Annotated in this window: 13 protein-coding genes; 8 read left to right on the top strand and 5 right to left on the bottom strand. The window is 47.6% G+C overall.

What is annotated here, in order from left to right; all coding sequences use genetic code 11:
* Positions 1-76: 76 nt before the first annotated feature.
* Together LJ740_RS20915 and LJ740_RS20910 are read right to left on the bottom strand one after the other, a co-directional pair.
* Positions 77-298 (bottom strand): hypothetical protein, encoded by a 222-nt coding sequence (locus LJ740_RS20915; RefSeq protein ID WP_229531081.1) that lies wholly within the window; start codon positions 296-298, stop codon positions 77-79.
* Positions 299-560: 262 nt separating this feature from the next.
* On the bottom strand, positions 561-1,037 hold the full coding sequence (locus LJ740_RS20910) for a hypothetical protein (protein ID WP_229531080.1): 477 nt from the start codon (positions 1,035-1,037) through the stop codon (positions 561-563).
* Positions 1,038-1,472: 435 nt separating this feature from the next.
* Between LJ740_RS20910 and LJ740_RS20905 the strand changes: the two genes are divergently transcribed.
* The 5 genes from LJ740_RS20905 to LJ740_RS20885 are packed head-to-tail and all read left to right on the top strand — an operon-like array spanning position 1,473 to position 6,050.
* The gene (locus LJ740_RS20905) at positions 1,473-2,432 is read left to right on the top strand and encodes an aldo/keto reductase (protein ID WP_229531079.1); all 960 of its coding nucleotides are present in this window, start codon (positions 1,473-1,475) and stop codon (positions 2,430-2,432) included.
* 3 nt (positions 2,433-2,435) lie between these two features.
* Positions 2,436-3,425 (top strand): TauD/TfdA family dioxygenase, encoded by a 990-nt coding sequence (locus tag LJ740_RS20900; RefSeq protein WP_229531078.1) that lies wholly within the window; start codon positions 2,436-2,438, stop codon positions 3,423-3,425.
* A gap of 15 nt (positions 3,426-3,440) precedes the next feature.
* Entirely contained in the window at positions 3,441-4,445 is a 1,005-nt protein-coding gene (locus LJ740_RS20895) for a YeiH family protein (protein ID WP_229531077.1), read from the top strand.
* 17 nt (positions 4,446-4,462) lie between these two features.
* Positions 4,463-5,689 carry a sulfite oxidase gene (locus LJ740_RS20890; RefSeq protein ID WP_229531076.1) on the top strand — a complete coding sequence of 409 codons (1,227 nt, stop codon included), beginning with the start codon at positions 4,463-4,465 and terminating at the stop codon, positions 5,687-5,689.
* 1 nt (position 5,690) lies between these two features.
* Positions 5,691-6,050: a hypothetical protein gene (locus LJ740_RS20885; RefSeq protein WP_229531075.1), complete on the top strand. Its 360-nt coding sequence runs from the start codon at positions 5,691-5,693 to the stop codon at positions 6,048-6,050.
* Positions 6,051-6,452: 402 nt separating this feature from the next.
* Here LJ740_RS20885 and fre read toward each other — a convergent pair whose 3' ends face one another.
* A complete protein-coding gene (fre, locus tag LJ740_RS20880) occupies positions 6,453-7,154 on the bottom strand; it encodes an NAD(P)H-flavin reductase (protein WP_229531074.1) in 702 nt (233 codons plus the stop codon).
* A gap of 29 nt (positions 7,155-7,183) precedes the next feature.
* Complete coding sequence (gene ubiD / locus LJ740_RS20875) at positions 7,184-8,668, bottom strand: 4-hydroxy-3-polyprenylbenzoate decarboxylase (protein ID WP_229531073.1); 1,485 nt, start codon at positions 8,666-8,668, stop codon at positions 7,184-7,186.
* A 176-nt stretch (positions 8,669-8,844) separates the two neighbouring features.
* On the opposite strand from ubiD, the gene LJ740_RS20870 reads away from it, so the two are divergent.
* Positions 8,845-9,888, top strand: coding sequence for a S66 family peptidase (locus LJ740_RS20870; RefSeq protein ID WP_229531072.1), 1,044 nt, complete (start codon positions 8,845-8,847; stop codon positions 9,886-9,888).
* Between the two features lie 13 nt (positions 9,889-9,901).
* Here the strand turns inward: LJ740_RS20870 and LJ740_RS20865 are convergent, their stop codons facing one another.
* Complete coding sequence (locus tag LJ740_RS20865) at positions 9,902-10,294, bottom strand: VOC family protein (protein ID WP_229531071.1); 393 nt, start codon at positions 10,292-10,294, stop codon at positions 9,902-9,904.
* A 361-nt stretch (positions 10,295-10,655) separates the two neighbouring features.
* Between LJ740_RS20865 and LJ740_RS20860 the strand changes: the two genes are divergently transcribed.
* Both LJ740_RS20860 and LJ740_RS20855 read left to right on the top strand, forming a co-directional pair.
* Positions 10,656-11,591, top strand: coding sequence for a lipase family alpha/beta hydrolase (locus LJ740_RS20860; RefSeq protein ID WP_229531070.1), 936 nt, complete (start codon positions 10,656-10,658; stop codon positions 11,589-11,591).
* Positions 11,592-11,593: 2 nt separating this feature from the next.
* Positions 11,594-12,529 carry a lipase chaperone family protein gene (locus tag LJ740_RS20855; protein WP_229531069.1) on the top strand — a complete coding sequence of 312 codons (936 nt, stop codon included), beginning with the start codon at positions 11,594-11,596 and terminating at the stop codon, positions 12,527-12,529.
* The last annotated feature ends 43 nt before the right edge of the window (positions 12,530-12,572 follow it).

The following is a 12,572-nucleotide window of genomic DNA, read 5'->3' as shown; positions in this document are numbered from 1 at the left end:
ATTACCAGGAGGCTAAAAATACAAAACGGAGGGAACATACAAGCAAATGTCCCAGCGCAGCGCGTCAATATGCTTGTTATGTGTTCTCTTGAATAAGCTTTGCGATTATTTGTTTAGAGGGCTTGAACGGTACTGCTAAATACTCAATAAATTCAGGCTTTTCTTCTTGAGTTAAATTAGCCCAAATACCCTCATTATCTTCTTCAATTCTTCTGGTGATAGTTTCAATAATATAAGGGTGTTCATCAGCAACAAGCCATTCTTCCCAATTGGCGCTTTCGTCATTTTCTTGCAGCAACGAAACAACTTTATTCGCCAGATCAACAACAAGTGCTCCTCTTCGAACGTCTAAGTCGCGAGGAACTTGGTTGAAGCGTGCCTCTATAATAATTCGGTGAAGAGCTAATAACTCTCCGAAGTTATCAATTACTAATGGTTTTTCAGCTTACTCATAAGAACCAACAGCTAATTTAAAGGTCGATTACTCGCTGGCTAAACTACCCGAAGAATGTTCTTGTACCACTTTAGTGGGCAGTTTTGCTACAGCTAATTTACCAACCCTACTGAAGTTTTAAAACGTTAATTGAACCTTCTTCACCCATGGTGACCATTATTTCTAATGTATCCTTACCCCATTTATAATGCGTTTCACCATCCTGATCCCATTCGACTCTATAACTTTCCCCAAAGTCAATCTTGATGAAAAACCAGTCTTGGAAACCTTCCTGAATAGGTACAGCTGGGGCTCCCGGCGCTCTATACATTTCAGTTAAAATTCTTAAGGAACTTAAGTCTAGTGCCTTTAATTTGGTTAGGTCTTTATCACCAAAATCAATCCTTCTATTCGAAATCCAAAGCTCAAATAATTCAGCGTCATCGCTTTCTTCATTTAATTTAATTTCGAGACTGAATGAATTATACGGCTCGGGCAATACTCCTTCGGTTTTGTAATAGTGCAGATGTGCAAATGAAGCCTGATAAGAAAAAGCTTGCACACAAAAAAAGAAAAGTATTAGCGAGAAGATACGCTTCAGCATGGATTACCTGTAAAAATTTAATATCGCACAAATTGAGTGTTGTTCTGCCGAGCATTAGCCCACTTGCATCCATAGTGCCATGATAATCAAATATCTAAAAGTCACAAAAGGCAATAGCCGCAAGAGATTTGCCCCAAATTACGCATGGCACAAAATGAACAGTACCAACAGTACGTTTAAACATCAAAAACGCGTCGTTGGAATAAATTCCAATCTACAAGGATTTATCGGTGTATGGTTCGAAGTCCGTTCAAACCAGCCCTTGCGCCAGCCTTTTTAACATTACATTAAAAATTGTGCACAAATTTCAGTCATGCGGGATTGACATTTGTCTGATTAAATCTAATATAAGTCTTATATAAGACACAAGATTTGACAGGCGATTTACACATAGTGCTAAAGCGTTTGTCCCAAATGCTAACAAGAGAGTTAACAATGCCATTAGAAAAAATGCCCGAAGTCGGATTAGGATTGTGGAAAATTGCCCCTGAAGACTGTGCGCAGTCGGTTTACGATGCGATCTCTGTCGGCTATCGCCATCTCGACAGTGCCTGTGATTACGGCAATGAAAAACAAGTGGGTGAAGGCATTAAACGGGCAATCGAAGACGGTTTGTGTCGCCGCGAAGATCTCTGGATAACTTCCAAGCTGTGGAACACCTATCATGCCAAAGAACACGTCAGACCGGCTTTGGAAAAAACCCTGGCTGATTTAGGTCTGGAGTATCTGGATTTGTATCTGATCCACTTCCCGATTGCGCAACAATATGTAGATTTTGAAAGCCGTTATCCTCCAGAGTGGTTTTTAGATCCCAATGCCGAAAATCCTAAAATGGCTTTTGCCAAAGTGCCTTTATCCGAAACATGGCACGCAATGGAAGCGTTAGTAGATGCCGGGCTTACCCGCGAAATTGGGGTGTGCAATTATAATTCAGCACTGTTGATGGATCTGATGAACTACGCCAACAAAAAACCCTTTGCGCTGCAGATAGAATCACACCCTTATTTAACTCAGGAAAAGCTGATTAAACTGGCGAAAAACATGGGGCTGCAGGTTACCGCCTTTTCGCCATTGGGGGCCTTGTCTTATCTGGAGTTGAACATGGCAGCGCAAAATGAATCAGTACTGGTTCAGGAGGCCGTCCAGAAAGCCGCAGCCAGAACCGGAAAAACCGAAGCTCAGGTGGTATTGCGTTGGAACATACAACGAGGCTGTTCCATTATCCCCAAAAGCTCAAAATTACATCGTCTGAAGGAAAATCTGGATATTTTTGATTTTAGTCTTACCGAAGACGAAATGCAGGCGATATCGGCATTAAATGCGAATAAGCGATTCAACGATCCTGGCGAGTTTTGTCAGGCCGCATTTAATACACATTGTCCAATCTACGACTAGGAGATGCAGGTGAAAAAGATCGAATTAACTCATATCGACGGCCAATTACAGCTAGGTGACAGTACCTTTCCGGCCATTGTCGAAAACAAACCCGGATTTACCAATCTTGACGACTGCATTGCCTGGGTAAAAGAGAATCTGGCTGAGCTGGAATCCGAATTAGCAACGGCGGGTTCATTGCTGTTTCGCGGTTTTCCAATTAATTCAGCGGAAACCTTTGATGCCTTTTCAGCCGCATTTGGTTATGCCAACTTTACCTACAAAGAATCGCTGTCAAACGCGGTCAGGGTAAACTTTACCGAGCGGGTTTTTACCGCCAATGAAGCGCCGAAAGATGTAGAAATTTATTTGCATCACGAAATGGCGCAAACACCGATTTATCCCAGTAAACTGTTTTTCTTTTGTCAGTCAGCAGCCGAAACCGGCGGCGCGACTCCACTGTGTCGCTCTGACTCATTGTTTACTGAACTGGAAAAACAGGCGCCAACACTGGCCAAAGACTTTGAAGAAAAAGGCGTTAAATACACCACCCGTATGCCTGGCGCTGATGATGCTAATTCCGGGCAAGGTCGTAGCTGGAAGAGCACCCTCAGTGTCGATTCAGTAGAAGCCGCCGAGGCCAAACTGGCGGAGCTGGGTTATAGCTGGCAATGGCAGGAAGATGGCAGTCTGGTAGCAACGACTCCGGTTATGCAGGCTGTAATGCAGCTGGATAACGGCGTAAAAACCTTTTTCAATCAGCTAATCGCCGCTTACATGGGCTGGAAAGGGGTCCGGGAAAATCCCGCCAGTGCAATTACTTTTGGCGATGGCAGTCGCATTCCCAAAGAAGGTCTGGAGTTGGTCAACGGTCTGGCAGATCGATTCACCTATGACTTACAATGGCAGGATGGAGATGTCGCTCTGGTGGATAACTACATGGCTATGCATGGACGTCGTCCCTATTCCGGCGACAGAAAGCGCCAGGTATTAGTGGCACTGGCAGCCGCTTAAAACAACGGACAGGACATGTATCAACTCGAGCAATTCGTTCAACAATCCCGGCAACTTGCTCCCGGGATTTTTGTGGCCATTATTACCGGGCTGGCCGCATTATTCTTAAGTGAACACTACGGGGCACCGGCAATGCTGTTTGCCCTGCTTCTGGGGATAGCGATGTCCTTTCTCTACCAGGACACCCAATGTAAAGCCGGTATCGAATTTACCACCTGCCACGTGTTGCGTATCGGTGTCGCCTTGCTGGGATTGCGTATCGCCTTTGACGATGTCATTTCTCTGGGGTGGCAAACCGCTCTGCTGTTGATCATTGCGGTGGCATCCACCATTGTGTTTGGCATCTTTTTAGCTAAAGTGTTTCGCCTGAGTAGCCGATTTGGTGCGTTAACCGGCGGTTCTGTGGCCATATGTGGCGCGTCAGCAGCTATGGCTATTTCCGCGGTTTTACCCAAAGACGAAAACCGCGAACGAGACACGCTGTTAACTGTCATTGGCGTTACCTCTTTGTCTACCATCGCCATGGTAGCCTACCCCATTATTGCTACATACCTGGGCCTGGACGAAACGCAAACCAGTATCTTTTTAGGTGGCACCATTCACGACGTCGCTCAGGTGGTGGGGGCTGGATATTCAGTTTCCGAGCAAACCGGAGATTTGGCCACCTTGACGAAGTTGGTGCGTGTGGCTTTTTTAATGCCGGTGGTTCTGTGTTTTTTACTGGTGCTTAAGGCCAATAAATCCAATGCTGTACAAAATGGTAAAACCCCAGGACTTCCGGGATTTTTAGTGGCCTTTATCGTGCTAATGTTAATCAACAGCCTGGTGTCGATCCCTGAAGCCATCACCTCAACAGCCACGGAAATAAGCCGCTTTGCCCTGGTGGTTGCTATTGCGGCAATAGGGATGAAATCCAACCTGGGACAGCTTACCAAAGTTGGCATAAAGCCCATTATTTTGATGGTGGCTGAAACCGCCTGGATTGCAGTGATTATTCTCGGCTGGTTGATATATTTTTAAACAAGAAGGTTGCTATTATGCCGGCTAAAAATCACCTGTCCAGACGCCGTTTTTTACTTCAATCCGGCGCATTCAGTGCGCTATTGGGCACTGAGATCGTGTTTCACAAATATCTGCCCCCAGGACTTTTGCCCGTTGCATTGGCCGAAACCAACACCATTGCCGGTAAAGATCCCGGCCTTGTGGTACTCAACGATCGGCCGCTGAATGCGGAAACGCCGGCCCACCTGCTGGATGATAAGGTTACACCGGCGTCAAGACTGTTTGTCCGCAACAATGGTATTCCGCCCGAGGCACCAGACAGTGACAACTGGACCCTGACCATCTCAGGTGAATCGGTTGAACAGGAAAAAAGCTGGACAATTCAGCAGCTAAAAGACAATTTTAAGCACTATAGTTATCAGTTAACCATCGAATGTGGGGGCAATGGCCGCGCCGAGTTTAACCCTCCGGCAAAGGGAAACCAGTGGACTACGGGGGCTGTTGGTTGTCCTAAATGGACCGGAGTAAGGCTCAAAGATGTTTTACAGGCCAGTGGCATTAAACCTGATGCTGTTTACATTGGCTACTATGGAGCAGATAAGCACTTATCGGGCGATCCGGGAAAATTTCCGATTTCCCGTGGGGTCCCTATCCACAAAGCGCTGGAAGACGAAGCGCTAATCGCCTGGGCAATGAACGACGAACCATTGCCATTATTGAACGGCTTCCCGCTCAGACTGGTTTTTGGCGGTTGGCCAGCCAGCACATCGGGCAAATGGCTGCAAAAGATCGCGGTGAGAAATCAGATACATGACGGCGCCAAAATGACAGGTACGGCATATCGCGTTCCCTGCAATCCGGTGGCACCAGGCAGCACCGTGGATGAGACTCAGATGTGTATCATCGAAGCCATGCCAGTGAAATCCCTGATCACCTTTCCCAAATCTGGTGTCTCGCAAGCACTAACCGAGCCGATGCTGGTAAGGGGCCACGCCTGGGCTGGAGATAAAAAGGTCACCCGGATGCAACTGTCAATTGATTTTGGTCAAACCTGGTTGAATGCGCCGTTGTCATCGCCGGTCAATAAAAATGCCTGGCAACACTGGCAACACAAACTACGCTTCCCCAAACCCGGTTATTACGAAATTTGGGCTAAGGCCACTGACGATACCGGTGTTTCGCAACCCATGGTTCTGCCAGGTTGGAATCCCAAGGGCTACCTGAACAATGCCACTCATCGTATTGCGGTGCAGGTTATCTGATATGATTTTTCTGTTAAAAAACCGGCGAATGCGCCGGGTTTGGGCTGCGTTGTTGCTGCTGTTATTTTGTGCTTCAGGTTGGTCACAGGGCACTACCTTTAAACTGGCGGAAGATCCGGATTTACCTTACGTAATTGCCCACTGCACAGCCTGTCATTCCGGCTCACTGATCACGCAAAACCGCATGACCAGAGATGGCTGGCTGAAGACCATCCGCTGGATGCAAAAGGAACAGGGATTATGGCCGTTAGGTGAACACGAAGAACGGGTGTTAAATTATCTGGAACGTCACTATTTCCCGCAAACCAGTGGCCGCAGAAAGGCAATAGCCCCCCATCTGATGCCAAAACAGAACCCCTGAAATAATGAACCTGAAAAAACGCTGAATAGCTGTGGTTATTTTGTCACCAGGAGGACAAAAAAGCCCACTAACAATCGTAACAGGAGCGCAAGTTAGCTGTTTATTTCAGACGACAGCGGCAAAAAACCACCTCAACCAGCACCCGGCAATAATTAATCTTTAACGAATAACTTCTGTTGGCCAGGCAAGACGCGAAAAATGGCCGCCAAAGTCAGGCAGGGAATCAGATGTCATCGGACCACAAAACCGGGAAAAAGCACACATTGTGCAGACACCTGACAAACAAATATCGACTTTACTGCCGCTAATAAGGCTAAAATAGCCCGCAAAGCCATACAAAAAGCGGTCTCTTACACGCTTTTTGTATTCAATTTCTCTAAAGCCCGCCTAATACCATTGCCATTAATTAATAAAAGCAAAGGCGTCGCCAATTAACTGGTCTGGCTGAATACCCTTAGGCAGAAATTCATCTCTGACTACTTTGGCCATTTCAAAGCGACCAGCTACGTACACATGCTGGCCATCCAGAAAGTTAAAATCCGCCAGTACCGCTTTGTGTACCAGTCCGGTTCTGCCATTCCAACCAGATAGCGGAGTTTCGATCACCGGCACAAATTTAAAGTCACTGTGGGCCTGTTGCAGGGCCAGTAGATAATCCATTTCGTACAGATCGGCGGGGGTCTTTGCGCCCCAATAAAGACTGACTTTTGCGCCTTTATTGGCGTGCAATTTTTGTAACAGCAAACTGCGGGTGTAGGAATAGCCCGTGCCCCCCGCAATCAGAATAGAATTTTCAGCATCGTTCTGTATCACCGCATTGCCACAGGGAAGCTCAACGTCAATTTCGCCTTCCGCCTGTAAACGCTCGATCACCTGCATTGCATAAGGGTTGTGCTCTGACGCACCAATATGCAGCTCCAGAAAATCTTTTTCATAGGGTGGATTAGCAATAGAAAAGGGGCGCTTGTCTTCGTCGGACATTATCACCTGCAAATACTGACCTGCGCTAAATTCAGGTAACTGGGTATCGCTTTTCAGGATCACCTTATACACAAATGCTGAAACCGACTGCATTTCAGCCACTTTTACCCGAATTATACTCATTGCGTTCTCTGTGCCTCTGTTCACGTTGTTTACTCTAATCCTAAATCTTGCCACATGGCATCAATTTTGGCCTTAACTGCCTCATCCATCACTATCGGTGTACCCCATTCCCGATCTGTTTCACCAGGCAGTTTATTGGTGGCGTCCAGTCCCATTTTTGAGCCCAGTCCGGAAACCGGTGACGCAAAATCCAGATAATCAATGGGGGTATTTTCAATCATTACGGTATCTCTGGCGGGGTCCATGCGCGTCGTCATGGCCCAGATAACATCCTGCCAGTCGCGGGCGTTGACATCATCATCACACACGATCACAAACTTGGTATACATAAACTGGCGCAGGAAAGACCAGATCCCCATCATCACCCGCTTAGCGTGACCGGGATATTGTTTTTTCATAGTGACTACGGCGAGGCGATATGAACAACCTTCCGGTGGCAGGTAAAAATCCACGATTTCAGGAAACTGCCGTTTTAAGATCGGCACAAACACCTCATTCAGTGCCACCCCCAGTATTGCCGGCTCATCCGGTGGTCTGCCGGTGTAGGTGGAATGATAAATAGGATTATCGCGGTGGGTGATGTGGGTCACGGTAAATACCGGAAAACTCTCTACCTCGTTGTAATAGCCGGTATGATCGCCATACGGCCCTTCCGGGGCCATTTCCTCCGGGTCGATATAACCTTCAAGGACAATTTCTGCACTGGCAGGCACCTGCAAATCATTGCTGATACAAGCGGTGATATCGGTTTTATCCCCCCGTAACAGTCCTGCAAAGGCGTATTCAGATAAGGTATCCGGTACGGGAGTTACGGCACCCAGTATGGTCGCCGGATCAGCCCCCAGAGCGACTGCCACCGGAAACTTCTCACCGGGATGTTGCTGGCACCACTCTTTAAAATCCAAAGCACCGCCGCGATGCGACAACCAGCGCATAATAACTTTATTTTTGGCAATCACTTGTTGGCGGTAAATACCCAAATTTTGACGATTTTTATTTGGGCCGCGGGTCACCGTAAGCCCCCAGGTGATCAAAGGCGCAACATCACCCGGCCAGCAACGCTGTACCGGTATTTTATTTAAATCCACTTGTTCGCCGGATAACACATGCTGCTGACAGGGTGCCTTTTTCACTTCTCTGGCAGGCATATTGAGCACCTGCTTAAAGACCGGGACTTTTTGCCATAAATCTTTCAGACCTTTCGGTGGCTCAGGCTCTTTCAGAAATGCCAACAACTCCCCTACCTCTCTGAGCGCTGCTACATCGTCCTGACCCATTCCCATGGCAACCCGTTTTGGCGTGCCAAACAGATTGGCTAACACAGGCATATTTACGCCATCGGGATTATGTGGATGTTGCACATTTTCGAATAAAATAGCCGGCCCTCCGGCACGCAAAGTGCGATCGGCGATTTCGGTCATTTCCAGCTCAGTGCTGACCGGCACGGTAACGCGATTTAACTCACCAACCTCTTCTAACTGTTGAATAAATTCTCTCAGATCTTTATATTTCATATAGGGCTTATGCAGACGTAAATGCTGATGATGCAACTAAATTTTGCGCTATTATACGGGTTTGCGACGCAATATTGAAATGACAGTCAACTGAACTTTGAGTCATAACGTAGAACATAACTATGCACATACAAAAAGGCTGCATAAAAGGCTATTAAAAGGCTCCCTGTTTCACCATGCGCTACCCTAAACCATTACTCCCAAATGCCACGATCGCGATAACCGCGATATCTTCCGGTGTCGATGCCGCACTGCATCCCCGTCTGGATTTCATCCTGAATAATTTGCGCCGACAAGGCTACAACATCATCGAAGGTCAGTGCCTGCGCTCCAATATTGGTTATGTCAGTGCTGATGCTGAAACCCGGGCAGCAGAGCTAATGCAGTTTTTATCCGATCCGGACATTGCGGCAGTTATTCCGCCATTTGGTGGCGAACTGGCCACCGAATTGTTGCCGTTACTGGATTTTGAAAAACTCAAAACCCTGCCGCCAAAATGGATACTTGGCTATTCCGATGTCTCCACCATTACCTGTGCACTTACTGCAAGCAGCGACTTTGCGACGGTGCACAGTGCCTGCCTGATGGAAATGCTGCCCCGACAACCGGATCCCTTCACCGGGCGCATTCTGCAACATCTGAGCTGTGATGAGATGAGTAGTTTTGAACAACAAAGTGCCAGCCACTATCAGAACACATTTCCGGACTGGAAGCGCGATCCCTATTGTCGTTTTGATTTAAGCCAGCCCTCTCGTTGGCAGAAACTAAGTAAAGGCAGCGATACTGACGACAGCTTACAGTTACGAGGCCGGTTGTTTGGTGGATGTCTGGATACCCTGGTAAACCTGTTTGAGAATCCGTACCTCGATTTTGCGGGTTTTAAAACACGCTACCAGCTGGATGGCGTGATTTTGTTTTTAGAGAATGTTGAAATGTCGCCCAAGGCTTTAAAGCGCGCGTTACTCAGCCTGGAGATGCGCGGTGTATTTAAGCACCTGAATGGACTGCTTCTGGGACGCAGTACCGGCCCACAAGACGCAAATGGCGAGTTAGACTATCACCAGATTGTCCGTGATTTTTTTATCGACAAAGACTTTCCGGTACTGCTTGATGCCGATATCAGCCACTATCCCCCCAACATGACGCTTATAAATGGGGCATTAGCCAGTATCGACTATTGTGAGGGCCAGGCCCGTGTTACGCAGAGCCTGATACCTTAGCCAGGATTTGCTTTCAGGCCTTGTTTACCTCTGAGATCAGCCCGATAACCGCACCTGCAGGGTCCTGAACAACGCAAAATTCATCATCGCCCATGCCTTTTGGCCCATACAATAATTTTCCTCCCAGCTTTTCGCTGGCGGCGATACTGTCATGCACGTTTCTTACCCGCACATACATTAGCCATTGCGGCGGTAATCCAAGATTGCAACCTCTTGCGTGACACACACCAGCTACGGTTTCACCGGTTTCGGGCAAATCCATGGTGTAATCCTGGTAATCTCCCATTGATACTGCGCCACTTTTCCAGCCCACGACGGATTCGTAAAAACCTTTCAATGACTCCGCATCTTGCACCGTCAGATCGCGCCATTCTATCGCACCAATTTGTTTTTCTGCCTGTTCCATTGTTTTCTCCTGAAGCTCAGATCAATTTTAGAACTAAAATCCACAAGCTCAAATTTATCGCAACCGGGTATTTTTCCGGTAACCCACCAAAATAAGTACAATTTATAACCACAATAGGTCAAATAAATAACCTCTCCACATTGATTCCGGCAACTACCCGCAACCCGCGAAACCACTCAGTTAACAGGCTTTTTGCCGGTGAACCTGTGTCCTTCAAATCTGCATCCTGGCTGCGCTTAATGCAAGGCAATTCACCTGCACAAAAGTTGAGCTATTGATCTTTACATTTTATTAACCAATCATTTACAACTGGTTGGACATCCTACCTGTTTCAAAATCAATAACTACCAGGAACATCACAATGAAAAAGCTAATACTCGCTGTACTCCTACTCAGCAACTTACTCATGGTTACCCCATCCAGCTATGCTGGCACCTATGCAAAAACCAAATACCCCATCGTGCTGGTGCATGGTTTGTTTGGCTTCGACGATCTGCTTTGGGTAGATTACTTTTACAAGGTACCCAACGCCCTGAGTCGCAACGGTGCACGGGTTTATGTGGCAACGGTATCTCCGGCGAACGCTACCGAAGTCCGTGGCGAACAACTACTCGCCTATGTACAGGAAGTGCTGGCCGTGACCGGGGCTGAAAAAGTCAACCTGATTGGTCATAGTCATGGCGGGCCCACCATACGTTATGTGGCCAGTGTGGCACCGGAATTGGTGGCTTCAGCGTCATCGGTGGCCGGGGTAAACTGGGGGAGTCCGGTCGCCGATTTAGTGCGGGCAGGTATCGAACCCGACTCTGCCCTGGAAGGTATCGCCAAAACTATTTTTGATGGCTTTAGCAATTTTCTGGAGTTAATTACCGGTTCTAATCCAGGTGAATTACCTACAGATACCATTGCCGCGCTGGAAGCACTGACCACAGAAAGAACCTTGCAGTTCAATGCCGCTTACCCTGAAGGTATGCCTTCTGCTTACTGTGCTAACGATGGTGATCTGGTGGGCAGCAACGGTGTTTATTATTTCTCATGGAGTGGTGGCTCTACCTACACCAACGTGTTTGACATTGCCGATCCGGCCCTGGCACTCACTGGCCTGGCGTTCAATGAAAGCAATGACGGCCTGGTCTCTTCCTGTAGCTCTCACCTGGGCTACGTATTGAAAGACAACTACAAGATGAATCACCTGGATGAAGTCAACCAAACCTTTGGCATACACCATTTGTTTGAAACTGATCCGGTGTCAGTATTTGTGCAACAGGGCAACCTGCTGAAGCAACTGGGCCTGTAATGATGCGCAAACTGCTTTTTACAGCGGTTGCCGGAGCAGGGCTTGTTGCCCTGCTGCTGTGGACCGATACACCCGAAACGCCAACAGCGAATCGCGCGCTACAAAACCCGGCTTCGCAATCTGCGCCAGCAGCAAAAGAACTTGCCAACGAAGATGCCGTACCAGCGGCTGAAGTCGCAGTGATTCCGTCGGAAGACAACGACTTTATACTCACTTCCGGTATGAAGGATGTCTTGGACAACATTATTCTGAGTGCAGACAGCACTGATACAGACACCATTCTGACTTACGCGCAACAGCATTGTATACAACAACAATTACACGCAGCGGGATGTGACGCTTTTTTAAAACTGCTGCAAACCTATCTGGAATACAAGGTAGCGCTACAGACATTGGAACCCGACGGTCTGCACACCGGTTCTGCCCTTGCCAATATTCGCGAACAGTTGCATCAGTTAGAATCCTTGCGGCGGGCTTATTTTACCAATGAAGAATTTAGCGCTTTATTTGGTGAAGAGCAGCAACTGGATAAACAGGCATTGGCCAGAAGGGAAATTGCCTTGTCGCCGCATCTGAGCCGGGACCAAAAACAAGCACAGATCGAAGCCCAGTTAAGAAACCTGCCTGAGGCTCAAAAAAACGCGTTCGCCCCCACGCTGGCAATGCAGGATCTGAGAGAAATTAAACAACGCTATACGGATCAGCAAAGCCGTCTTATCGAAGCTGAAAACCAATTTGGTGCAGAAGCGGCACAGCGACTGGCTGTTGTATGGCAACAGCAGGCTTCCTTTGAACAACAACTTGATGATGTGGCGCAGCAATGGGCAGATATGACAAAGTCGGAGACTATCGCAGCAGATTCTCTGGATATATTGTTACAACAGCACTTTACCGGTAATCAGTTGCGCCGGGCCAAAGCCATTTTAAAGCATCGTTGAGCTGAACAGCCCCTAAGGTCAGGGGATAACAACAAGGCATTGA

It is taken from the genome of Planctobacterium marinum, assembly GCF_020687805.1.
Lineage (GTDB): Bacteria > Pseudomonadota > Gammaproteobacteria > Enterobacterales > Alteromonadaceae > Planctobacterium > Planctobacterium marinum.
This window is presented reverse-complemented; position numbering and strand designations above follow the sequence as displayed.

Bases quoted from the DNA above. Each gene is read 5' to 3' on its own strand.
- LJ740_RS20865 (WP_229531071.1), bottom strand. From the start codon at position 10,294: ATGGAACAGGCAGAAAAACAAATTGGTGCGATAGAATGGCGCGATCTG.
- fre (WP_229531074.1), bottom strand. From the start codon at position 7,154: ATGAGTATAATTCGGGTAAAAGTGGCTGAAATGCAGTCGGTTTCAGCA.
- LJ740_RS20905 (WP_229531079.1), top strand. From the start codon at position 1,473: ATGCCATTAGAAAAAATGCCCGAAGTCGGATTAGGATTGTGGAAAATT.
- LJ740_RS20870 (WP_229531072.1), top strand. From the start codon at position 8,845: ATGCGCTACCCTAAACCATTACTCCCAAATGCCACGATCGCGATAACC.
- LJ740_RS20855 (WP_229531069.1), top strand. From the start codon at position 11,594: ATGCGCAAACTGCTTTTTACAGCGGTTGCCGGAGCAGGGCTTGTTGCC.
- LJ740_RS20860 (WP_229531070.1), top strand. From the start codon at position 10,656: ATGAAAAAGCTAATACTCGCTGTACTCCTACTCAGCAACTTACTCATG.
- LJ740_RS20885 (WP_229531075.1), top strand. From the start codon at position 5,691: ATGATTTTTCTGTTAAAAAACCGGCGAATGCGCCGGGTTTGGGCTGCG.
- ubiD (WP_229531073.1), bottom strand. From the start codon at position 8,668: ATGAAATATAAAGATCTGAGAGAATTTATTCAACAGTTAGAAGAGGTT.
- LJ740_RS20910 (WP_229531080.1), bottom strand. From the start codon at position 1,037: ATGCTGAAGCGTATCTTCTCGCTAATACTTTTCTTTTTTTGTGTGCAA.
- LJ740_RS20890 (WP_229531076.1), top strand. From the start codon at position 4,463: ATGCCGGCTAAAAATCACCTGTCCAGACGCCGTTTTTTACTTCAATCC.
- LJ740_RS20895 (WP_229531077.1), top strand. From the start codon at position 3,441: ATGTATCAACTCGAGCAATTCGTTCAACAATCCCGGCAACTTGCTCCC.
- LJ740_RS20900 (WP_229531078.1), top strand. From the start codon at position 2,436: ATGCAGGTGAAAAAGATCGAATTAACTCATATCGACGGCCAATTACAG.